Source organism: Pacificitalea manganoxidans (assembly GCF_002504165.1).
Taxonomy (GTDB): Bacteria; Pseudomonadota; Alphaproteobacteria; order Rhodobacterales; family Rhodobacteraceae; genus Pacificitalea; species Pacificitalea manganoxidans.
In genome coordinates this window covers 3,226,999-3,247,987 of record NZ_CP021404.1, presented here as the reverse complement: position 1 = coordinate 3,247,987, position 20,989 = coordinate 3,226,999, and the positions used below count along the sequence as shown (strand labels likewise).

The window sequence follows — 20,989 nt, the reverse complement described above, 5'->3', positions numbered from 1 at the left end:
GCCGCAGCAGTCGTTGCCGTGGTGCCTCAAGAGGCGCGCTTGTCGTCGCCGAGGTCTTCGAAATCGGCATCCACGATGTCGTCATCGACATCGCGCGGGCCGTCCTCGTCGTCCGACGCATCCTCACCGCCCGGCTTCTCCTGCTCAGCCTTGTAGATGGCCTCACCGAGTTTCATGGCGGCTTCGGTCAGGTTCTGGATGCCCGAGCGGATTTTGCCCAGATCATCGCCCTGCAGCGCTTCTTCCAGCGGTTTCATCGCCAGTTCGATCGCTTCGACAGTCGACGGGTCCACCTTGTCGGAATGCTCGTCGAGCGACTTGCGGGTCGAATGGACAAGGCTTTCGCCTTGGTTCTTGGCCTCAACCAGTTCGCGGCGATCCTTGTCGGCCTCGGCGTTTGCCTCGGCTTCCTTGACCATGTTGTTGATCTCCTCGTCGGACAGACCGCCCGACGCCTGGATCGTGATGTTCTGCTCGCGACCGGTGCCTTTGTCCTTGGCGGACACCGACACGATGCCGTTGGCGTCGATGTCGAAGGTCACTTCGATCTGCGGCAGGCCGCGCGGCGCGGGGGGGATGTCTTCCAGATTGAACTGGCCGAGCATCTTGTTGTCCGCAGCCATTTCGCGCTCGCCTTGGAACACGCGGATGGTCACCGCATTCTGGTTGTCCTCGGCGGTCGAGAAGACCTGGCTTTTCTTGGTCGGGATCGTCGTGTTGCGGTCGATCAGACGGGTGAACACGCCGCCCAGCGTTTCGATGCCAAGGCTCAGCGGCGTCACGTCAAGCAGCACCACGTCTTTCACGTCGCCCTGCAGCACGCCGGCCTGAATGGCGGCACCCATGGCCACGACTTCATCAGGGTTCACACCCTTATGCGGCTCTTTGCCGAAGAATTTCGTCACTTCTTCGGTGACCTTCGGCATACGGGTCATACCGCCGACCAGAACCACCTCGTCGATATCGGACGTGGTCAGACCTGCGTCTTTCAGCGCGGCCTGGCACGGCTTCATCGAGGCTTTGATGAGGTCGCCCACCAGCTGTTCCAGTTTGGAGCGGGTCAGCTTCATCACCATGTGCAGCGGCTGACCGCCATTCGGGTCCATCGAGATGAACGGCTGGTTGATCTCGGTCTGCTGGCTGGAGGACAGCTCGATCTTGGCCTTCTCGGCGGCTTCCTTCAGACGCTGAAGGGCCATCTTGTCCTTGGTCAGGTCGACGCCGTTCTCTTTTTTGAATTCGTCGGCCAGATAGTTGACGATCCGCATGTCGAAATCTTCACCGCCAAGGAACGTGTCCCCGTTGGTGGATTTCACTTCGAACAGGCCATCGTCAATTTCGAGGATGGTCACGTCAAAGGTGCCGCCGCCGAGGTCGTAAACGGCGATGGTGCGGGTTTCTTTCTTGTCGAGGCCATAGGCCAGCGCGGCCGCGGTCGGCTCGTTGATGATGCGCAGCACCTCAAGCCCGGCGATCTTGCCGGCGTCTTTCGTGGCCTGACGCTGGGCGTCGTTGAAGTAGGCCGGAACGGTGATGACCGCCTGCGTGACTTCTTCGCCCAGATAGGATTCGGCGGTTTCCTTCATCTTTTGCAGGATGAAGGCGGAAATTTGCGAGGGGCTGTATTTTTCGCCCTTGGCTTCGACCCACGCGTCGCCGTTGCCGCCATCGACAACCGCGAAGGGCAGGTTCTTTTTGTCCTTGGCGATGTCGCTGTCGTCAAACCGGCGCCCGATCAGCCGCTTCACGGCAAAGATCGTGTTGTCGGGGTTGGTCACGGCCTGCCGCTTGGCGGGCTGGCCCACAAGGCGTTCGCTGTCGGTGAATGCGACGATGGACGGCGTCGTGCGCGCCCCTTCGGAGTTCTCGATGACCCGCGGCTGGCTACCATCCATGATGGCGACGCAGCTGTTGGTGGTCCCGAGGTCGATCCCGATGACTTTGGCCATATTACTCTACCTCTTTCTTCGGCGATGTTTTGAGGGTCAGGCCCCATGAGGCCCCTGTCCCCCGATCCCATGTCGTGCCGGTTCGGGAACATGGCCCCCTTTCCGGCGTCGGAGCGTATATAAGGAGGGCACCCTGTGCCTGCAAGCGGACGCAACGGCGGAAATTGGCGGGAAAATGACGGAAAATGAACGTGACGCAGCAGCGAGCAGCAACCCGGGCGACGGAAACATTCTGACCATTCGGGATTTCGAGATCCGGCAGGGCTGGCTGGACCGCCCGGCGCAGGAAAGCCTGTTGGACGATCTGCGCGGTGTGATCGCCGCTGCGCCGCTGGTGCGGCCGGTCACGCCGCGCGGGCAGCCGATGTCGGTGCGCATGACATCGGCGGGGCGCTATGGTTGGGTGACGGACCGGCGGGGCTATCGCTATGAGCCGCGCCATCCCGAGGGCATGGCATGGCCGCCCATTCCCGACCGGGTGCTCAAGATCTGGCGCGATTGCACCGGGCTGGCCCGTCTGCCGGATTGTTGTCTGGTGAACTGGTATGGCGAGGGCGCGCGCATGGGTCTGCATCAGGATAAGGACGAGGCCGATTTCGGCTATCCGGTCGTGTCGGTGTCCTTGGGCGACGAAGGGCTGTTTCGCATGGGCAATCCGACGCGGGGCGGGCGGACGGAATCGCTGTGGTTGAAGTCGGGCGACGTGGTCGTGATGGGCGGTGCCGCGCGGCTGACCTATCACGGGGTGGATCGCATCCGGTTTGGCTCGTCCTCGCTGATGCCAAAAGGCGGGCGCATCAACCTGACCCTGCGGGTCGTCGATCCCTGACGTGCCTTAGTTGTCACCTTGGTCCATGCTGCAACAGCCGCGCAGATGGCGCGTGCCACCTGTGCCGTTGCGCAGCAGATCAACCGACAGGCCAAAACCGCGATCGGACATGCCGTCGCTGCACTGTTCGGCGCGGGTCATCAGCGTGATTGCGTCCCCCTCCGTGCGAAGGGTGGCGGCCATGCGCGGCGGATCATCGAATCCCTGCGGCGCGGCGAGCCTCATCGCGTAGGTGAGGCTGCTCTCGTCCGGTGCCGACCAACGGGCGGTGCCTGCGGTGGCATCGAAATGCAGCGACCAGAACGGTTCGGTCCCAGTGCAAAAGACCGGCCAACGGCGCGGGTCCTGCCCGCCCGGCACGGGGGTTAGATATGCCATCGATGCCCAGCCGGGCCGGGGGCCGCGACTGACCTTGCCCCAGCGCCCGTTGGCCGACAGTGCGATCACTTCCACCCCGGTATCGTCGGGGGGAAACCAGCCGATGATGTCCGCGCGGGCATTGGGCGCGTTGCGGATGTTCAGGATATCGTTCGCCGCGACGCCCGTCACCGCATGCAGGCCCGGATAGCGGGCGGCGTCCTGCGCCACGACAGGCCCGGCCCAGAGCAGCGCCACAATCATCAGCAGCGCGGAGGGGGATGTCATCGCTTGGCCTCCCAACTGATCGAGGCGCGTTTGCGGGTAAAGAATTCCCCCATTAACCCGATCATCATTAACCCGATCGACAGGTAAAGCGGATACCACGGGCTGGAGAAATGCGGATTATAATTGATGAAAGCGAAGCCGCGGCTTTGATCGATGGTGTGAAACAGCGGGTTCCAAGTGAAGAAGGCAAGGATGTAGCCCGGCATTGTATTGGCCACGAACATCTTGCCCGACGCGATCATGTTGGCGCGGCTGTAGATGGAGCTGGCAATGGCGGTGAAGCCCGGCGCCCACGGCTTGATGGCCAGAAACACCATGCCGACCGCCAGCCCGGAAAACCAACTGAGCAGCACCATCGCAAGGCACCCGATCGGATCATAGATGCTGATGGGTTCCCACGCGACATGATAGATGAACAGCACCACGACCATCGACAGCACCTGAATATAAAGCGCCCCAAGTGCCGCTGCGCTGATCGAGATGATGGTGTTCATCGGCGCATGCTTCATCATCGCGGAGGCTGGCCCCTCGGAGCCGACGACCGCGCCCATTGTTTTGGTATGGGTCATGAACAGGAAAATCCCCGTCATGATATAAAGCAGGAAGTCCCCCCGGATCGCATTGCTGCGCAGGCCGAGCACCGCAAACATGAAGTAGAACGCGATCACCAGAATGATCGTCTGCATCATGTTGAGCAGCAGGCCGATCACGGCGTTGCCGTGGCTTTTGCGGATCTGGCGCACGGTGGAATGGTAGATCAGCGTCGCCAGCCGGATGCCGGAGCCCATGCCGGTTCGCGGGGTTGGGGTCTGGAACATGCCGGGCCTCGCTGGTTGAACGCTGGTGTCAGGCTGGTGCGGACGTGCGGCGCAGCCGAAGGGCGCCGCGACGGGGCACAGCTTGACCTTGCTGTTCTCCCTTCGTGCCAGCATAAGGGTCAAAACAGGGCTTTTCAATGAAATCAGCCCCGCGCATCCCTGCTCAGGAGACCCGCCCGTGGAGTATCAGCGACTGATCCCGATCATCCGCCGCCTTGCCATCGAAGCCGGTGAAAAGATCATGGAAATCTACGATTCCCCTGATTTCGAGGTCCGGTCTAAATCCGACGACAGCCCCGTCACCGCTGCTGACGAGGCCGCGGACGCGCTTATTTCAGCGGGGTTGGCAGAGGCCTTTCCCGAAGTGTTGATCGTGACCGAAGAGCAGGCCGCGACCCATAGCGCCCGTGCCGACAGTTTCCTGATCGTCGACCCGCTAGACGGGACCAAGGAATTCGTGCAGCGGCGCGGGGATTTCACCGTCAACATCGCCTATGTCGAAAACGGTGTGCCGACCCGTGGCGTCGTCTATGCCCCGGCCAAGGAACGGCTGTTCTACACACTGGCCGATGGCACGGCGGTCGAAGAAACCGGTCCCTTCGATGCCCAGGCCGCAGGCTCCACCGTGCAGATCCGCGTGGCTGAGCCGGGCGCGTCCGGCCTGATGGTCGTGGCGTCCAAATCCCATCGCGATGCGGCGACCGATGCCTATATCGGCCAATACACCGTAAAGGACATGAAATCGGCAGGGTCTTCGTTGAAGTTCTGCCTCGTCGCGACGGGGGAGGCCGATCTTTACCCCCGGCTGGGCCGGACGATGGAATGGGACACTGCTGCAGGCGACGCGGTTTTGCGCGGTGCTGGCGGGCGGATGGTTCGGTTCGAGGATCACGCGCCTTTCACCTACGGCAAGGAAGGCTATGCCAATCCGTTCTTCATCGCCCATGCGCCGGGCGTTGATCTGAAAGGAGCCTGAGATGTCCGTGCTGATCGTCATTCCCGCCCGCTATGCTTCTACCCGCTATCCGGGGAAGCCGCTGGCGACCCTGCGCGGGGCTGATGGCTCGGAGAAGTCGCTGATCCATCGCAGCTGGGACGCCGCGATGGCGGTTTCGGGTGTCGACCGCGTGGTGGTCGCGACGGACGATGACCGTATTCGCACCGCGGCCGAAGGATTCGGCGCCGAGGTGGTGATGACCTCGTCCGAGTGCGTCAACGGCACCGAGCGCTGCGCCGAGGCGCATGCCGCGCTGGGCGGCGGCTATGAAATCGTGGTCAACCTGCAAGGGGACGCACCGCTGACGCCCGCATGGTTCATCGAGGATCTGGTGGCCGGACTGCGCGCCGATCCCAGCGCGGAAATCGCGACCCCGGTGCTGCGGTCGACCGGCGCGATGCTCAATGATCTGTGGGCCGACCGCCGTGCAGGCCGCGTGGGCGCGACGACCGTCGTGTTCGCGGCGAATGGTCATGGGCTCTACTTCTCGAAGGAGGTGATCCCCTTCACCACAAACACCTATGACGCGCATGAGCCGACGCCCGTGTTCCATCATGTCGGTGTCTATGCCTACCGCCCCGATGCGCTGGCGGCCTATCCGGGCTGGGACATGGGCCCGCTGGAGCGGCTGGAGGCACTGGAACAGTTGCGGTTCCTTGAGCGCGGACGTCCGGTTTTGTGCGTCGAGGTCGAGGCCCGTGGTCGGGAATTCTGGGAGCTGAACAACCCCGAAGACATTCCGCGTTTGCAAAATATGATGGCGCGGATGAACATCGCCTGATCGTCAATGTGGCGTCGGCGGAGTGCCGCGCTTTTAGGCGTTGGCGCTTAAACTCCCGGCAAAAGTTCGGGAATCGTGTTCAGGTCCCCCGCAAAGGGGCGTAGCATGATGGGAACCCTGTTCAGGCGAGTGGCGTTTGGCTCCGTTAGACACCCTCCCAAAGATTATTCGAGGTCCGAGAAGATATGGCACGACGCGTAACCAAAGCGATTTTCCCTGTGGCTGGTCTGGGCACCCGTTTCCTGCCCGCAACCAAGGCGATCCCCAAGGAAGTGCTGACGCTGGTCGACCGCCCGCTGATCCAATACGCCATCGACGAAGCCCGCGCTGCCGGCATTACGGAATTCATCTTTGTCACGTCGCGCGGGAAATCCGCGCTTGAGGATTATTTCGACGCGGCGCCTGAATTGGAAATGTCGCTGAAAGCGAAGAATAAAACGGATTCGCTTGAAACGCTTGAAATGACCAATATGGGGTCGGGCCAGATTGCCTATATCCGCCAGCATAAAGCGCTGGGTCTGGGTCATGCCGTCTGGTGCGCCCGACGGCTGATTAACGAAGACGAAAGTTTTGCGGTGATTCTCCCCGATGATGTCATTCAGGGCGAGAAATCCTGCCTCCAGCAGATGGTAGAGCAACACGAGGAAACCGGCGGCTGCATGGTCGCCGCGATGGAAGTCCCGCCCGAGAAAGCCTCGGCCTATGGTCTGCTCGACGTGAAAGAAGACATGGGACAGATGGTGTCGGTCAAAGGCATGGTCGAGAAACCCAAGCCCGAAGACGCGCCCTCGAACTTGGCCGTGATCGGGCGCTACATCCTGACGCCGAAAGTGCTGCAAACCCTCGATAAACAGGAAACCGGCGCGGGCGGTGAAATCCAGTTGACCGATGCAATTGCTAATGAAATCCGGTCGGGCCGCGATGTTTATGGCTATCGCTTTCGCGGTCAGCGGTTCGATTGCGGCTCCAAGGCAGGGTTCCTGCAAGCGACCGTCGCATTCGGGCTCAGCCGCGATGATCTGCGCGACGAATTCTCGGAATACCTGCGGGAGATGGTTTCACTCGACGCCGCGGCCCAGTAACCTGCGGTTTGTGTTCGGGTAACCGGGAGTTTTCCCCATATGGCCACGATTTTGGTCACCGGCGGTGCGGGCTACATCGGCTCGCACGCCTGCAAGGCATTGGCAGCGGCAGGGCATGTCCCCGTCACCGTCGATAATCTGTCGACGGGCTGGCGCGAGGCGGTGAAATTTGGCCCCTTTGAGCAGGCCGATCTGTCTGACCGCGCCGCGCTGGACGCCATTTTCGCCCGCCACCGCCCCGATGCGGTCATGCATTTCGCAGCGTTCAGTCAGGTTGGCGAATCGATGCAGGATCCCGGCCTGTATTGGCGCAACAACGTGCTGGGCTCGCTGACCTTGATCGAGGCGGCCGTTGCGGCCGGGTGCCTTGATTTCGTGTTTTCCTCCACCTGCGCGGTCTATGGCGACCAAGATGGCGTGGTGCTGGACGAAGATAGCGCCCAGATGCCGTTGAACGCCTATGCGGCCAGCAAGCATGCGATCGAAGACATGCTGCGCAACTTTGGCGTCAGCCACGGGCTTCGACATGTCATTTTCCGGTATTTCAACGTGGCCGGTGCAGATCCCGATGGCGAGGTGGGCGAGTATCACCAGCCAGAGACGCACCTGATCCCGCTGATGCTCGATGCGATTGACGGTAAGCGTCCGGCATTGACGATTTACGGCACCGATTACCCCACCCCCGACGGCACCTGCATTCGCGATTATGTCCACGTCATGGATCTGGTCGACGCCCATGTTCTGGGGGTCGATTGGCTGCGGCAGGGCAAGGGAAGCCGGGTGTTCAACCTCGGCACCGGCACCGGCTTTTCGGTGCGGGAGGTGGTGGAGGCCAGCCGCTCTGTCACCAATCGTCCGGTCCCGATGGAGGAGGGCGCCCGCCGTCCGGGCGATGCGGTGGCGCTTGTCTCCGGCTCCAGCCGAGCGGTTGCCGAACTGGGCTGGCGCCCTGTGCGCTCCACGATGGCCGACATGATCGGCGACGCGTGGCGCTGGCATCAGGATGGCGGATACGGCGCATGACCGGGCCGGGCGGGGCCTAGCCCGGCATGGCGCCGCGACAGACCCTCTGGAATGCCGCGCGCCTGCGGGCAAAGCGGCGGCGGCTGATTTATCGCGCGTGGCGCAAGCGGGGCGAACTGCAGTCCGTGCAGGACCGGACGGCGGCAATCCCGCCCGGCGGCATCCTTGCCTTCACCACCCTGCGCAACGAGGCGCTGCGTCTGCCGTGGTTCTTCCGACACTACCGCGCTTTGGGTGTCGCGCATTTCATTGTCGTGGATAATGGCAGCGACGACGGCAGCGCCGCATGGCTGGCCGCGCAACCGGATGTCTCGCTGTGGACCACGCAGGCCAGCTATAAGGCGTCCCGCTTCGGCGTGGACTGGATCACATGGCTGATGGCCCGCTATGGGCACGGGCACTGGTGCCTGCATGTGGATGCGGATGAGTTGTTGATCTATCCGCATTACGAGACCCGGCCACTGCCAGCGCTGACCGCCGCACTAGAGGCGCGGGCGCAGCCAGCGCTGGGGGCGTTGATGCTGGACCTCTACCCCGACGGGCCACTGGGCGCGCAAGGCTATGAGGGCGGCGATCCGACCGCTGTGCTGCCGCTTTTCGATGCCGGGCCGTATCGGGCGCAGTGGCAACCGCGAAACGGCAATCTGTGGGTGCAGGGCGGTGCGCGGGCACGGGCATTCTTTGCCGATGATCCGGGGCGGGCCCCGACATTGAACAAGCTGCCGCTGGTCAAATGGTCATGGCGGAACGTCTGGCAGAATTCGACCCATTCGCTGCTGCCGCCGCATCTGAACGCGGCCTATGACGGGCCGGGGGCTGCTGCGTTGTCGGGGGTGCTGCTGCATACGAAGTTCCTGCCTGACATCACCGACCGTGCTCGCAGCGAGCAGGTTCGGGCGCAGCATTTTCATGATCCCGCCGTATTCGATGACTACTACGACGCGGTGGCGGAGGCGCCGGTGCTGGCTCATGACGGCTCCGTGCGGTTCACCGGCTGGCAGCAGCTGGAAACGCTTGGACTGATGTCGCGGGGCGGCTGGGACGGCGCTTGATGCAGGGCATCCACAGCGCGCAAAGCCTTTTCGCGCCGGTGTTTCATGTTCAGCGGCACTCTGCCTATACTTGGCCGCAAGGCATTGATTGGTAAGCCGCCTGCCGAGCTATCGGCCGCGGTCGGGAGCATGCGACGGGGTGAGCGCCCTACATTCATATCGGCTCAGGCTGCGCCGCAGGGCGTGGAAGCTCCGCGCTTTTCGGAAAAGGCGCGAACTGCGCAGCGTGGTCAATCGCACCCGTGGCCTGCGTCCGGGCGATACGTTGGTGTTTACCACTCTGCGCAACGAACGAGTGCGACTGCCCTATTTCTTCGACTACTATCGCAAGCAGGGCGTCAATCATTTCCTGATGGTCGATAATGACAGCGACGATGGCTCCGCCGCGTGGCTACGCGATCAGCCTGACGTATCGCTCTGGACCACACCCGCCAGCTACAAGGCCGCGCATTTCGGGGTCGATTGGCTGAACTGGCTGCAATGGCGCTATGGCCACGGGCACTGGACGCTCGTCGTCGATGTGGACGAATTTTTTGTCTATCCGTTCTGCGACACCCGCCCGATCCGGGCGCTGACCGATTGGCTGGATGCCAGCGGGGTGCGCAGTTTCGGGGCGATGTTGCTCGACATGTATCCCAAGGGGTCGCTGTCCGCGCAGCCCTACCGCGAGGGGCAAGACCCGTTCGAGATCGCCAGCTGGTTCGACAGCGGCAACTATTCGATCAAGCGCAACCCCGAGATGCTGAACCTGTGGATTCAGGGCGGGCCACGGGCGCGGATGTTCTTTGCCGACACGCCCGAACGCGCCCCGGCCCTGAACAAGATCCCTTTGGTGAAATGGGATCGCGGCTATGCCTATGTCTCGTCCACCCATATGCTGCTGCCGCGCGGGCTGAACCTGACCTATGACGAATGGGGCGGCGAGAAGCCCTCGGGCGTGCTGTTGCACGCGAAATTCCTCGACACGTTCAGCCATAAATCGTCCGAGGAATTGACCCGCGGCCAGCACTACGCTGATAGCGCGGAATACAAGGCCTATGCCGGTGGGCTGCAACAGGATCCTGACTTTTGGACCAAGTGGTCCGAGCGATACATCAACTGGCGGCAACTGGAAATCATCGGCCTCATGTCCAAGGGAAACTGGGCATGACGGTCGGGTTTGTCATGCTGGTGCATACCGCGCTGGCGCGGGCCGCGCAGACCGCGCGGCATTGGGCCAGTTCGGGCTGTCCGGTGGTGATCCATACGGATCGTAAGGTCGACGACACCGCTTTTGACGAATTTCGCGCCATGCTGGCCGATCTCGATAATGTCAGCTTCTCCCCGCGTTATCGCTGCGAGTGGGGGACATGGGGGATTGTCGCGGCGACGCTGGCCGCATCCGAGATCATGCTGCGCGATCACCCGCAGGTCGGGCATGTCTATCTTGCCTCAGGCTCCTGCCTGCCGCTGCGCCCGGTGCAGGATCTCAACGCCTATCTTGCCGCGCGTCCGCGCACCGACTTCATCGAATCCGTCACGATCGAGGATGTCGTCTGGACCAAGGGCGGGTTTGATCGCGAACGCTTCACCCTGCGGTTTCCGTTTTCATGGAAGAAGAACCGCCGCCTGTTCGACCGCTATGTCGATCTGCAGCGACGGCTGAAGAGGCAGCGCACCATTCCCGCCGGGCTAGAGCCGCATCTGGGCTCGCAATGGTGGTGCCTTAGTCGGGGCACCCTGTCGCGCATTGTCGATGACCCGGACCGCGCCGTTTATGACCGCTATTTCAGGCGGGTCTGGATCCCTGATGAAAGTTATTTCCAGACGTTAGTGCGGCTGCATTCGGCCGAGGTGGAAAGCCGCGCGCTGACCCTGTCGAAATTCGACTATCAGGGCAAACCGCACATCTTCTACGACGATCACCTGCAATTGCTGCGCCGGTCCGATTGCTTTGTCGCGCGCAAGGCGTGGCCCCATGCCAACAAGCTTTACGCCAGTTTTCTGTCCAACGATCCCCGCATCACCAAAAACGCGGAGCCGAACCCGGGCAAGATCGACCGCCTGTTTTCTCGGGCGACGGAACGCCGGGTGCGCGGGCGTTCGGGGCTATATATGCAAAGCCGCAATCCCCGCGAGGGCTGGGAGAACGGCAAGACCTGCGAGCCCTATTCAGTGTTCGAGGGTTTTTCCGACCTGTTCGTCGATTTCGACGGCTGGCTGGCCAAGACCGTGGGCGGGCGCGTGCATGGCCATCTGTTCAGTCAGGAACGGGTGGAATTCGCCGGGGGGGAGGCCGTCTATAACGGCGCGCTTAGCGATAGCGCGGCGCTGCGCGACTACAATCCACAGCGGTTCCTGACCTCGCTCATCTGGAATGCGCGTGGCGAGCGGCAGTGCTTTCAGTTCGGTCCCGCCGACGATCAGCAGATCAGCTGGTTCATGGCGACGGATCAGAACGCCCAGATTTCGGTCATCACCGGTGCGTGGGCCATCCGGCTGTTTCAGTTGGGGCTGAACACCCCCGTGATCCGCAAAGAGGCCGCGCGGCTACAGGCGATCGAGCTGGAGCACATCGCCATTCTGCGGTCGCAATACACCAACGCCCGGCTGCGCGTCTGGACGCTGGCCGATTTCATCGAAAACCCGATGGATCATCTACAGGCCATCACCGAAGAGATCAGCCCCGGCACCCGGCGGCGGCTGACCGAAGCGCCGCGCATGGCCGACCTGCGTGATTTTGGCCGGTTTGTGCAGATGCTCAAGAATCAGGGCATGAACCTCCACCTTGCCGGCGACTTTACCGTCGGGCTAGACCCTGCGCCGCAGCCTTCGGGCACCGCGCGCCCTTATCTGGTGAAATGACCCATGGCTGATGCTGCCCGCGCCCGTTTCGATATGTTCGTTCTGTTCGCAGAAATGCGCACCGGCTCGAATTATCTTGAGGACAACCTCAACCAGATGCCGGGACTCGCCTGTCATGGGGAACTGTTCAACCCGCATTTCGTGGGTCAGCATAACCGTGATGAAAAATTCGGCGTCAGTCTGCGCGACCGTGACGCCAATCCCGATGCGCTGCTCACCGCGATGCGGGCCGAGACGACAGGAGTGCCGGGGTTTCGCTACTTCCACGATCACGATGCGCGGGTGTTCGACCGCTGCGTGCCTGATCCGCGCTGCGCCAAGGTGGTGCTGACGCGTAACCCCGTCGACAGCTATGTCTCACTGCGGATCGCGCGGGAGACGAACCAATGGCGTCTAACAAATGTCACCCACCGTAAGGAGGCGCGGATCAGGTTCGATCCGGCCGAGTTCGAGCGCTTCCTTGCGCGCATTCAAGCGTTTCAGTTGCGGCTTCAGCGCGGGTTGCAAATCACGGGGCAGACCGCCTTTCATATTCATTACGACGACATCAACGATGTCGAGGTGCTGAACGGGCTGGGGCAATTCCTCGGGGCCGATGTGGCGCCGCTGGAACGGGCGTCCAACCGGCTGAAGCGACAGAACCCGGCACCGCTGGAAGACAAGGTTGAGAATTACGAAGAGATGATCGCCGCATTGGCGGAAATGGACGGCTTTGGCCTGTTTCGCACGCCCAATGCCGAGCCTCGGCGCGGGCCTGTGGTGCCGAGCTACGTCGCCGCACCCCGTGCGCCGCTGCTGTTTTTGCCGATCAAGGGCGGGCCGGTGGCGCCGATCAGCGACTGGCTTGCCGCCTATGATGACGCCACGCCCGACGACGTGCTGCGCGACTTCACCCAGAAATCCCTGCGTCAGTGGAAGCGGCAGAACAAGGGGCATCGCAGTTTCGCCGTGCTGCGCCATCCGATGGCGCGCGCCCATGAGGTGTTTTGCCGCCACGTCCTGACCACCGGGCCCGGCGCCTATCTGGAGATCCGCGAAACCCTGCGGCGGGTGCATGATCTGCCGTTGCCGGACGGTGCGCCGGGCGATGACTGGACTGCCGCCCGCCATCGTGCGGCGTTCGAGGGGTTTCTCGGGTTTCTGAAGGCAAATCTTGCGGGCCAGACCGCCGTCCGAATCGATCCTGCTTGGGCGACACAGGCGGCGGTGCTGGAGGGTATGAGCACCTTTGCCCAACCCGACATGCTGCTGCGCGAAGACACGCTTCAGACCGGCTTGGCACAATTGGTGCAGCAGGTTGGCGGAACAACCATGCCGCCCGCGCCAGAGCCGTTCGAGACCGGGCCGATTGCGCTGGATGCCATCTATGACGGTGAGCTCGAGAAGCTCTGCCGCGAGGTCTACGCCCGCGACTACATGCAATTCGGGTTCAGGGTCTGGGCGCGTCGCGACAAATAATGTGTCCGGTCGCAGGTCCGGCGCAGCGGGCCTGTAAACGGTCAGAACATTCCGAAGCCAAGAACGATGCCTGCCCCGGCCGCGCGGCGCGACCGGAGCAGGGCTTTGATTTATGCGGCCATTTGGCTTTTAGCCGATGCCGCAAAACCAGCATGGTTGATGAAGGTTAACGAAAGGTTGCTGGGTCTGCGCGACGAACACGCGTGCCGAAGATTCCTGACCGCAAGGCGGGCCGCGCGGTCAGGCTTTGCTCAGGCCGCCTGACTAGCGCCACCGGCTGTGAGGATCGCGTAAAGCGTCTGCGGCGCGTGGTTGGCGCGCAGCTTGGAGCAGATGGCACTGTCGCGCATGGTGCGGGACACCAGTGCTAGCGCCTTCAGATGTTCAACGCCGCTGTCGCTGGGCGCAAACAGACTGAAGACCAGATCGACGGGCTGGCGATCGACGCTGTCGAAGTCGAGCGATTGTTCCAACCGGAAGAACACGCCCACCACCTTGTCCAGCCCGTCAATGCGGGCATGGGGCAGGGCGATGCCGTGGCCGACACCGGTCGGGCCCAGTGTTTCGCGCTCCTGAAGCGCTTCGATGGCATGGGTGCATTTCAGCCCGTAGCAGGATTCGGCGGCCTCTCCCAATTGCTGGAAGAGGCGCTTCTTGCTGCTGGCGGTGCTGACAACCTTGACCGCTTCAGGTTTGAGAATCGTCGAAAGGTCCATGGCGTCTGTCAGTCCCTCCCGCCCGCTCGGACGGCGCTATCAAGCTTCGTTCGCGGGATCGATCCAGCCGATATTGCCGTCTTCGCGACGGTATACGACATTGACCCCGTTCTGCCCTTCCTTGCGGAACACCAGAACCGGCGCGCCGGCCAGTTCCATCTGCATAACCGCTTCGCCGACCGACAGGGCCGGAATACGCGTCTCCATCTCGGCGACGATGATCGGCTGGAGGCTGTCCGGCTCGGTTTCGTCGCCCTGATCGTGAGCGGCGAGGATATACGAGGACGCCCCGAAAAGTTCAACCGGCTGCGAACGCTCCTTGTGATGGTCTTTCAGGCGGCGCTTGTAGCGGCGCAGCTGCTTCTCCATTTTTTCGCAGCATTGGTCGAAGGCGGCGTAGATTTCGGTCGCGCGGGCGCTGGCCTGCGCAGTGAGGCCGGTGGACAGGTGCACGGTCGCTTCGCAGGAAAATTCATGCGCGATCTTGGAAAAGATCACCGTCGCGTCGGTGGGGCGTTCGGCATATTTGTCGACCGCCACACCAAGACAATCCTTCACATGCGTCTGAAGCGCGTCTCCGATGTCGATCTGTCGACCGCTGATTTGGTAACGCATAGCACCTCCTTGGGTTATCGGGAGACCGGGCCCGCGTGTCGTCAAAGACGACGCGGGGGGAGGCCGGTCAGGGGGGAACTTTGTGAAAGGCGGATCGCGGCACCTGCGGGCCACGGCGCGGGTGTGCGGCGGTGGGCGAGGCTGGATGCCGAGGCGGGCGTGGACACGGGCCCCTGCCCAAAAGTGCGGCGGGCCGCGGGGCCGGTCATCCGGCTGTCCCGGCGAACGGGGCCGGACAGCGCAAAGCGCGGGGCCGGGGGAGCGTCACGGTCATGCATCGGGTTCATTTGGCGCCTCCGGAGGTGGGTCTGTCAATGGCCGGTCACGCCGCGGCGCGGCATCATCAGGGCGCGGCGCGCGTCGGCGGCGACAACCTGCATCCTCAACGTGTGACGTGGCGCGGCGTTCCGCTCAACCGATCCGGAAGCTCTGACCAAGGTAGACGCGGCGCACATTCTCATCCTGAACGACCTCCTCGGCGGTGCCGCTCATCAGCACCTTCCCATCATGAAGGATGTAGGCCCGGTCCACGATTTCCAGTGTTTCGCGCACATTGTGATCGGTAATCAGCACACCGATCCCGCGCCGCTTCAGATCCGCGACCAGCGCGCGGATATCCCCGACAGAAATCGGATCGACCCCGGCAAAGGGTTCGTCCAGCAGCAGGTATTTCGGATCGGCGGCAAGGCAGCGCGCGATCTCCACCCGGCGGCGTTCGCCCCCCGAAAGGGACAACGCCTGCGCGCGCCGCAGATGTTCGATGGCGAATTCCGATAGCAACTCTTCCAGACGCTCGCGGCGGCGCAGGCGGTCGGATTCGCTGATCTCCAGAATCGCGAGGATATTGTCTTCGACCGAAAGCCCGCGGAAGATCGACACCTCCTGCGGGAGGTAGCCGATGCCAAGCTTGGCGCGGCGATACATCGGCAGTGTCGTCACCTCGCGCCCGTCGATGGCCACGCGGCCGCTATCAGGGGTGACCAGCCCGGCGATGGCGTAGAAACATGTGGTCTTGCCGGAGCCGTTGGGCCCTAGCAGCGCGACGACCTCGCCCCGGCCAAGATCCATCGATACGTCCCGGATCACCAGCCGTTTCTTGTAGCTTTTGCGCAGCTGCGAAATCCGCAGGCCGGCGTCGTCGTCGGTCAGCGGTGCCGCACTGTCAGGGACAAGGCTGGGCCGGGGGGTGGCCTCGGACATGCCGGGTGTAGCGGGCGTGCGGGCGTCTGGATCGGCGGCCTGGCTCAATTGCCGTTCCCCGGACTGAACGTCGTGCGCACCCGGCCTTCCATGATGCCGTTGCCGGTTTCCATGTTGAGCCGCAGCGTCTGACCCGAAAGCAGATTGCCCCCTTGGGTCATCAGCACATCGCCGGTCATAACGACTTCGCCGGTGGCCAGTGTGTAGACGGCCTCCTGCGCTTCGGCGCTGTCTTCGCCAGAGGTCAGCACAACCCCGCCCGAGGCGTGAAGGCGCTCGATCTCATTGCCTTCCTGTTCTTCGCCTTCGGCGGCGTCGGGCTGCTGGGTGTATTCGACGCGGACCGTCGCGGCGGAGAGGCGCATCTCGCCCTGAACCACCAGAACGTCACCGGAAAACACGGCGGTGCCGGCCTCTTCGTTGACTTCGAGGGTGTCGGAAACGACCTCGACCGGGTCGGAGGTGTCATGCTCCATCCCGCCGAATTCCACCTGTCCCTGCGCATATGCGGCAGCGGAGGGCAAAAGCGGCACGGCCAAGGCCGCGAGCGTGATGGCAAGCAGGGCGGGTCTGAAACTCATCGGACAAATTCCTCAATCTGACGGCGTGTATACCAGTTTCACGCCCTTGTTGAAAACAAGCAGGTGGTTGGCGCTGTCGTCGCCTTCGGCATCGGGCAGGGGGGCGAGCGACATCGACCCGGCATCAAGCCGCCCTGCCGGACCATCGGCCTGCACCGGACCTTCGCTTTCCAGCAGCGTTCGGCTGAGAGACGTGGACATGGCATCGGACGTGATGCGGTAGCCAGAGGAGGTGGTCACCACGACCCCGCCCTGAAGGTAGGCCATGTCGGCACCGCTGTCGATTTCACCTCGTTGCGAGGACAGTTGGTAGCGCGCTCCGGTGGCGGTGATGAGTTCGGCCTCAAGATCCGTTGCATCGACCCGTTCGGGGCTGTCGGGATCGGGGCGCGCGGTGCTGGCGGTGACGCTGATGGCCGCGCCATCCTCGGTGACACCGGCGTAGTTAGGCGCGCTGATGCGCTGTTCGCGGGCCAGCTCCTCCACGTCGATCTCGGCAAAGGGAATGGCCTGTGTGGGGTCTATATTCCGGGCAAGCAGAAACACGGTCGACAACAATGCCAGCGCCGCCAGGGGGAGCACGATCTTGGCCCAGGCGACAAAGCGCGAATATGGATTGTCGCGCCGACGCATGCGCTAGACCACCCCGGCCCGAAGGCAGTCGTGAATGTGCAGGATACCCACAGCCGGGCCGGGCCCGTCCGCAGCCGGTGCGGTGACGAACAGCGTGGTGATCTGCGCGGCGTTCATGCGGGCCAGCGCGGTGGCGGCCAGCGCATCGGGCGCGATCGTTTTGGGCGCGTGGGTCATGACCTCCTCCACCGTCAAATCCAGAAGCCCCGCCATATGCCGGCGCAAATCGCCATCGGTGATGACACCCTGTAAGATAGCGTCCGGTCCCGCCACCCCAAGCACACCAAAGGATTTTTGCGACATCGTGATCAGCGCCTCGCCCATCGGCGTGCCCGGCGCGACCAGTGGCAGACGGTCGGCGCCGTGCATCAGGTCGCGGACCCGTGCCAGCTGCGCGCCCAGCTTGCCACCGGGGTGGAATTCGCGAAACCGCTCCGGGGTGAAACTGCGATGTTCCATCAGCGCCACGGCCAGCGCATCCCCCAAGGCAAGCGTCATGGTGGTGGAAGTGGTGGGCACTTTTCCGGTGGTGCAGGCCTCCGGCAGGCTGGGCAGCAACAGGCGCACATCGGCCTGCTGCATCAGGGTGCTGCCCTCGCGGCTGGCGACTGCGATCAGCGGGATGCCAAACCGCCGGGTATAGGTGATCATATCAGCCAGTTCCGGGGTCTCGCCAGAATTGGACAACAGCAAAGCCACATCCCCCGCCGAGATCATGCCAAGATCGCCGTGGCTTGCCTCGGCGGGGTGGACGAAATGGGCAGGCGTGCCGGTAGACGCGAGCGTCGCGGCCAGTTTGCGCGCGATATGCCCCGATTTTCCCATACCAGACACGATAATCCGCCCCGGCGCGTCGAGGATCAGCCCCACCGCATCCACGAATCCGGGGCCGAGCGTTTCAGCCAGAGTGGACAGCGCGGCGGCCTCATCGGTGATAACCCGGCGGGCGGTATCCAGCAGGCGTGCAGGATCGGGGCGAGGCAGGGAACTGTCGGTCATGGTGGCCTCAGCTATGGGCGAAAATGTCAGAGTCAGGCCAGCCTTCGAGGTCAAGCTGCGCGCGCGTCGGCAAGAAATCAAAGCAGGCCTGCGCCAGTTCGGTGCGCCCCTCCCGCGCAAGCCGGGCGTCAAGCGCCTCGCGCAGACGGTGCAGGTAGAGCACGTCCGAGGCCGCGTAATCCATCTGCGCGCGGGTCAGCGTCTCCGCGCCCCAGTCGCTGGACTGTTGCTGTTTGGAAATATCGACGCCGATCAGTTCCTGCGTCAGGTTCTTTAGCCCATGACGGTCGGTATAGGTGCGCACCATTTTCGAAGCGATCTTGGTGCAATAGACGGGTGCGGCCCGCGCGCCGAAGGTGTGCAGCATCACCGCAATGTCGAACCGCCCGAAGTGAAACAGCTTCAACACCTGCGGGTCCGTCAGCATGGCGCAGAGATTCGGCGCCTCCGTCTGTCCTTTGGCGATCTGCACCAGATGCGCATCGCCATCGCCCGCCGACATCTGGACCAGACACAGCCGGTCGCGATGCGGCTGTAGGCCCATCGTTTCGCAATCGATCGCCACCACCGGGCCAAGCGTCAGCCCGTCGGGAAGATCGCCTTGATAGAGATGCACGGCCATGATCCGGCTCCTTTCACAGTGCAGCGCGCGGGCGGCGCGTCGTTCCGGCGGATCTAGCCGAAAGGCCGGGCGGAATAAAGGCGGCTGCGCGGGCGGGGCAGGGCGGCGGCTCCATGCCGGACAGGGAAAAGGGGGCGCATTTTTTCCTGTCATCTTTCTGGATTATCCTACATCCAGACACGAACGCGGCCATGCCGGTCGCGATTGGAACCGACAGGGATCGACGCAGACGTGGACACTGAAATGGACGCACAGCAGCAACCCGAGAAGCCTTCCGATCTGTATGGGATCGAGGCTTGGGGACATGACCTGGTCACCGTGACCGATACTGGCGACGTTGCCCTGCGCGATCCGCTGGACCCGTCGATTCCGCCGGTGTCGCTGCCTGCGATCATCAAGGATCTGAACGAACGCGGCATCACGTCGCCGATCCAGCTGCGGGTGCAAAGCTTCCTCGATATGGGCATTCACCGGCTCAACAAGGCATTTGCGGACGCGATCCGCGAGACCGGCTATCAGGGCGTTTACCGCGGCGTGTTCCCGATCAAGGTGAACCAGCAGGCCGAAGTGGTCAGCCGTCTAGTCGAAGTGGGCCGCCCCTATCACTACGGGCTGGAGGCTGGCTCGAAACCCGAATTGATCGTGGCGTTGGCGCAGGAGATGGCGAAGGAAAGCCTGATCATCTGCAACGGCGTGAAGGATGACGAATTCATCCGGCTTGCGATCCTGTCGCGCAAGCTGGGCTTCAACACGGTCATCGTTCTGGAAAGCCTTAAGGAATTCGAGATCGTGCACCGTGTCGCGCGGGAGCTTGATGCGCGCCCGCTATTGGGTGTGCGGATCAAGCTGACCCAGACAGTCACCGGCAAATGGGAAGCGTCCTCCGGCGACCGCTCGACCTTTGGGCTGGGCACGGAGCAGGTGGTGCGGCTGGTCGATCGGCTGGAGGAAACCGGCTTTCTCGACTGTCTGGTTCTTCAGCACAGCCATCTGGGCAGCCAAGTGCCCAACATCATCGACATCCGCCGCACCGTCGCGGAAAGCGCCCGGTTCTACACCGAGTTGAAGGCGCTGGGCGTGCCGTTGAAATATCTCGACCTCGGCGGCGGTCTGGGCGTGGATTACACCGGCGAGAAACGCTCCACCGATAATTCGATGAATTACACGGTCGAGGAATATTGCACCAACATCCTCGAATCCGTCCGTTACGCGATGGACGAGGCCGGGTTGGAACATCCGACGCTGGTAACCGAAAGCGGTCGTTTCGTGGTCGCGCTGTCGTCGATGCTGATTTTCAACGTGCTGGACGCCACGCTTTACGACACGCCCGTGCGGCCCGAAACGGTCGCGGGCGATCATCATTTCGTCAAGGATCTGCTGGCGGTCGAAGGGTATGTCGGCCCCGCGCGCCTGCAAGAAAGCCTCAATGACGCGCTTTATTACCGCGATGAGATGCGCGCGCTGTTCCGCCGTGGGCAGGTCGACATCCGGCAGATGGCACGGGCGGAGCAGGGCTTTCTCTATATCCGGTCGCTCATCAACACGCAGGCCCGCACCGGCGACCATTCGGACGAAGTCGACGAGGCGCTGGAAGGCGTGGTGGACTACTACCACGGCAACTTCTCGCTGTTTCAATCGCTGCCCGATGTCTGGGCCATCGATCAGGTGCACCCGGTCATTCCGCTTCAGCGGCTGAACGAAGTGCCCAACCGGCGCGTCGTCTTCACCGACATCACCTGCGACAGCGACGGCAAGATCAGTCATTTCGTGCTGCGCGACGGCATTGCCAATTCGCTGCCCGTGCATGACCTGACCGAAGAGGACGAATACTATATCGGCGTCTTTTTTGTCGGGGCCTATCAGGAAACACTGGGCGACCTGCACAATCTGTTCGGCGACGCCAATGTCGTGACCATCAGTCTGAACCGCAACGGCGGCTTCGAGATCGAACACGAGACCGAAGGCGATACCATCGCGCAGGTTCTGTCCTATGTCGAATACGACCCGCAGGATTGTCTGGTCGCGTTCCGGCGGACAGTGGAGCGGGCGGTGAAAGCGGGGCAGGTCAACGCCGCGCAGCGCCGGATCCTGATGGACGCCTATAAAGACAGCCTTGCAGGCTACACCTATTTCGAATGATCTCCC

Annotated in this window: 20 protein-coding genes; 10 read left to right on the top strand and 10 right to left on the bottom strand. The window is 62.9% G+C overall.

What is annotated here, in order from left to right:
- Window positions 1-26: 26 nt before the first annotated feature.
- Window positions 27-1,949: a molecular chaperone DnaK gene (dnaK, locus tag CBW24_RS14900; protein ID WP_088662810.1), complete on the bottom strand. Its 1,923-nt coding sequence runs from the start codon at window positions 1,947-1,949 to the stop codon at window positions 27-29.
- A gap of 175 nt (window positions 1,950-2,124) precedes the next feature.
- Here dnaK and CBW24_RS14895 point away from each other — a divergent pair, with 175 nt between their 5' ends.
- Window positions 2,125-2,778: an alpha-ketoglutarate-dependent dioxygenase AlkB family protein gene (locus tag CBW24_RS14895; RefSeq protein ID WP_088662809.1), complete on the top strand. Its 654-nt coding sequence runs from the start codon at window positions 2,125-2,127 to the stop codon at window positions 2,776-2,778.
- A 6-nt stretch (window positions 2,779-2,784) separates the two neighbouring features.
- Here CBW24_RS14895 and CBW24_RS14890 read toward each other — a convergent pair whose 3' ends face one another.
- Both CBW24_RS14890 and CBW24_RS14885 read right to left on the bottom strand, forming a co-directional pair.
- Window positions 2,785-3,423 carry an SH3 domain-containing protein gene (locus tag CBW24_RS14890; protein WP_097374030.1) on the bottom strand — a complete coding sequence of 213 codons (639 nt, stop codon included), beginning with the start codon at window positions 3,421-3,423 and terminating at the stop codon, window positions 2,785-2,787.
- Window positions 3,420-4,241, bottom strand: a complete 822-nt coding sequence (locus CBW24_RS14885) for an ABC transporter permease (protein WP_097374029.1) — start codon at window positions 4,239-4,241, stop codon at window positions 3,420-3,422. The genes CBW24_RS14890 and CBW24_RS14885 overlap by 4 nt, the downstream gene beginning before the upstream one ends.
- 178 nt (window positions 4,242-4,419) lie before the next feature.
- Between CBW24_RS14885 and cysQ the strand changes: the two genes are divergently transcribed.
- From cysQ to CBW24_RS14845, 8 genes are all read left to right on the top strand, one after another.
- A complete protein-coding gene (gene cysQ, locus CBW24_RS14880) occupies window positions 4,420-5,217 on the top strand; it encodes a 3'(2'),5'-bisphosphate nucleotidase CysQ (RefSeq protein ID WP_097374028.1) in 798 nt (265 codons plus the stop codon).
- Between the two features lies 1 nt (window position 5,218).
- Window positions 5,219-6,019 carry a 3-deoxy-manno-octulosonate cytidylyltransferase gene (locus CBW24_RS14875; RefSeq protein ID WP_097374027.1) on the top strand — a complete coding sequence of 267 codons (801 nt, stop codon included), beginning with the start codon at window positions 5,219-5,221 and terminating at the stop codon, window positions 6,017-6,019.
- 185 nt (window positions 6,020-6,204) lie between these two features.
- A complete protein-coding gene (galU, locus tag CBW24_RS14870; protein ID WP_088662804.1) occupies window positions 6,205-7,101 on the top strand; it encodes a UTP--glucose-1-phosphate uridylyltransferase GalU in 897 nt (298 codons plus the stop codon).
- A gap of 39 nt (window positions 7,102-7,140) precedes the next feature.
- The gene (gene galE / locus CBW24_RS14865) at window positions 7,141-8,124 is read left to right on the top strand and encodes a UDP-glucose 4-epimerase GalE (protein ID WP_097374026.1); all 984 of its coding nucleotides are present in this window, start codon (window positions 7,141-7,143) and stop codon (window positions 8,122-8,124) included.
- A gap of 26 nt (window positions 8,125-8,150) precedes the next feature.
- Window positions 8,151-9,176 (top strand): glycosyltransferase family 2 protein, encoded by a 1,026-nt coding sequence (locus CBW24_RS14860; protein ID WP_097374025.1) that lies wholly within the window; start codon window positions 8,151-8,153, stop codon window positions 9,174-9,176.
- A gap of 139 nt (window positions 9,177-9,315) precedes the next feature.
- Window positions 9,316-10,326 carry a glycosyltransferase family 2 protein gene (locus CBW24_RS14855; protein ID WP_088662801.1) on the top strand — a complete coding sequence of 337 codons (1,011 nt, stop codon included), beginning with the start codon at window positions 9,316-9,318 and terminating at the stop codon, window positions 10,324-10,326.
- Complete coding sequence (locus tag CBW24_RS14850; protein WP_097374024.1) at window positions 10,323-12,020, top strand: DUF5927 domain-containing protein; 1,698 nt, start codon at window positions 10,323-10,325, stop codon at window positions 12,018-12,020. The genes CBW24_RS14855 and CBW24_RS14850 overlap by 4 nt, the downstream gene beginning before the upstream one ends.
- A gap of 3 nt (window positions 12,021-12,023) precedes the next feature.
- Window positions 12,024-13,478: a nodulation protein NodH gene (locus CBW24_RS14845; RefSeq protein WP_097374023.1), complete on the top strand. Its 1,455-nt coding sequence runs from the start codon at window positions 12,024-12,026 to the stop codon at window positions 13,476-13,478.
- Between the two features lie 251 nt (window positions 13,479-13,729).
- On the opposite strand, the gene CBW24_RS14840 is transcribed toward CBW24_RS14845, so the two are convergent.
- The 7 genes from CBW24_RS14840 to CBW24_RS14810 all read right to left on the bottom strand — a co-directional run bounded on the left by CBW24_RS14840 (window position 13,730) and on the right by CBW24_RS14810 (window position 18,844).
- A complete protein-coding gene (locus tag CBW24_RS14840) occupies window positions 13,730-14,194 on the bottom strand; it encodes a PTS sugar transporter subunit IIA (protein ID WP_088662798.1) in 465 nt (154 codons plus the stop codon).
- Window positions 14,195-14,233: 39 nt separating this feature from the next.
- Window positions 14,234-14,809, bottom strand: coding sequence for a ribosome hibernation-promoting factor, HPF/YfiA family (gene hpf / locus CBW24_RS14835; RefSeq protein ID WP_088662797.1), 576 nt, complete (start codon window positions 14,807-14,809; stop codon window positions 14,234-14,236).
- Window positions 14,810-15,220: 411 nt separating this feature from the next.
- On the bottom strand, window positions 15,221-16,009 hold the full coding sequence (gene lptB / locus CBW24_RS14830; RefSeq protein WP_088662796.1) for an LPS export ABC transporter ATP-binding protein: 789 nt from the start codon (window positions 16,007-16,009) through the stop codon (window positions 15,221-15,223).
- Window positions 16,010-16,053: 44 nt separating this feature from the next.
- Window positions 16,054-16,590 (bottom strand): LptA/OstA family protein, encoded by a 537-nt coding sequence (locus CBW24_RS14825; protein ID WP_088662795.1) that lies wholly within the window; start codon window positions 16,588-16,590, stop codon window positions 16,054-16,056.
- Window positions 16,591-16,602: 12 nt separating this feature from the next.
- Window positions 16,603-17,223: an LPS export ABC transporter periplasmic protein LptC gene (gene lptC, locus CBW24_RS14820; RefSeq protein ID WP_088662794.1), complete on the bottom strand. Its 621-nt coding sequence runs from the start codon at window positions 17,221-17,223 to the stop codon at window positions 16,603-16,605.
- A gap of 3 nt (window positions 17,224-17,226) precedes the next feature.
- Complete coding sequence (locus CBW24_RS14815; RefSeq protein WP_088662793.1) at window positions 17,227-18,222, bottom strand: KpsF/GutQ family sugar-phosphate isomerase; 996 nt, start codon at window positions 18,220-18,222, stop codon at window positions 17,227-17,229.
- Between the two features lie 7 nt (window positions 18,223-18,229).
- Window positions 18,230-18,844 carry a ribonuclease D gene (locus CBW24_RS14810; protein ID WP_088662792.1) on the bottom strand — a complete coding sequence of 205 codons (615 nt, stop codon included), beginning with the start codon at window positions 18,842-18,844 and terminating at the stop codon, window positions 18,230-18,232.
- A 231-nt stretch (window positions 18,845-19,075) separates the two neighbouring features.
- Here CBW24_RS14810 and speA point away from each other — a divergent pair, with 231 nt between their 5' ends.
- The gene (gene speA / locus CBW24_RS14805) at window positions 19,076-20,983 is read left to right on the top strand and encodes a biosynthetic arginine decarboxylase (RefSeq protein ID WP_232529868.1); all 1,908 of its coding nucleotides are present in this window, start codon (window positions 19,076-19,078) and stop codon (window positions 20,981-20,983) included.
- Window positions 20,984-20,989: the final 6 nt, after the last annotated feature.

Coding starts and splice junctions, on each gene's coding strand:
- CBW24_RS14845 (WP_097374023.1), top strand. CDS start 12,024: ATGGCTGATGCTGCCCGCGCCCGTTTCGATATGTTCGTTCTGTTCGCA.
- galE (WP_097374026.1), top strand. CDS start 7,141: ATGGCCACGATTTTGGTCACCGGCGGTGCGGGCTACATCGGCTCGCAC.
- CBW24_RS14895 (WP_088662809.1), top strand. CDS start 2,125: ATGACGGAAAATGAACGTGACGCAGCAGCGAGCAGCAACCCGGGCGAC.
- CBW24_RS14825 (WP_088662795.1), bottom strand. CDS start 16,590: ATGAGTTTCAGACCCGCCCTGCTTGCCATCACGCTCGCGGCCTTGGCC.
- CBW24_RS14815 (WP_088662793.1), bottom strand. CDS start 18,222: ATGACCGACAGTTCCCTGCCTCGCCCCGATCCTGCACGCCTGCTGGAT.
- lptB (WP_088662796.1), bottom strand. CDS start 16,009: ATGTCCGAGGCCACCCCCCGGCCCAGCCTTGTCCCTGACAGTGCGGCA.
- lptC (WP_088662794.1), bottom strand. CDS start 17,223: ATGCGTCGGCGCGACAATCCATATTCGCGCTTTGTCGCCTGGGCCAAG.
- CBW24_RS14875 (WP_097374027.1), top strand. CDS start 5,219: ATGTCCGTGCTGATCGTCATTCCCGCCCGCTATGCTTCTACCCGCTAT.
- CBW24_RS14840 (WP_088662798.1), bottom strand. CDS start 14,194: ATGGACCTTTCGACGATTCTCAAACCTGAAGCGGTCAAGGTTGTCAGC.
- galU (WP_088662804.1), top strand. CDS start 6,205: ATGGCACGACGCGTAACCAAAGCGATTTTCCCTGTGGCTGGTCTGGGC.
- CBW24_RS14860 (WP_097374025.1), top strand. CDS start 8,151: ATGGCGCCGCGACAGACCCTCTGGAATGCCGCGCGCCTGCGGGCAAAG.
- CBW24_RS14850 (WP_097374024.1), top strand. CDS start 10,323: ATGACGGTCGGGTTTGTCATGCTGGTGCATACCGCGCTGGCGCGGGCC.
- CBW24_RS14810 (WP_088662792.1), bottom strand. CDS start 18,844: ATGGCCGTGCATCTCTATCAAGGCGATCTTCCCGACGGGCTGACGCTT.
- CBW24_RS14885 (WP_097374029.1), bottom strand. CDS start 4,241: ATGTTCCAGACCCCAACCCCGCGAACCGGCATGGGCTCCGGCATCCGG.
- hpf (WP_088662797.1), bottom strand. CDS start 14,809: ATGCGTTACCAAATCAGCGGTCGACAGATCGACATCGGAGACGCGCTT.
- CBW24_RS14890 (WP_097374030.1), bottom strand. CDS start 3,423: ATGACATCCCCCTCCGCGCTGCTGATGATTGTGGCGCTGCTCTGGGCC.
- dnaK (WP_088662810.1), bottom strand. CDS start 1,949: ATGGCCAAAGTCATCGGGATCGACCTCGGGACCACCAACAGCTGCGTC.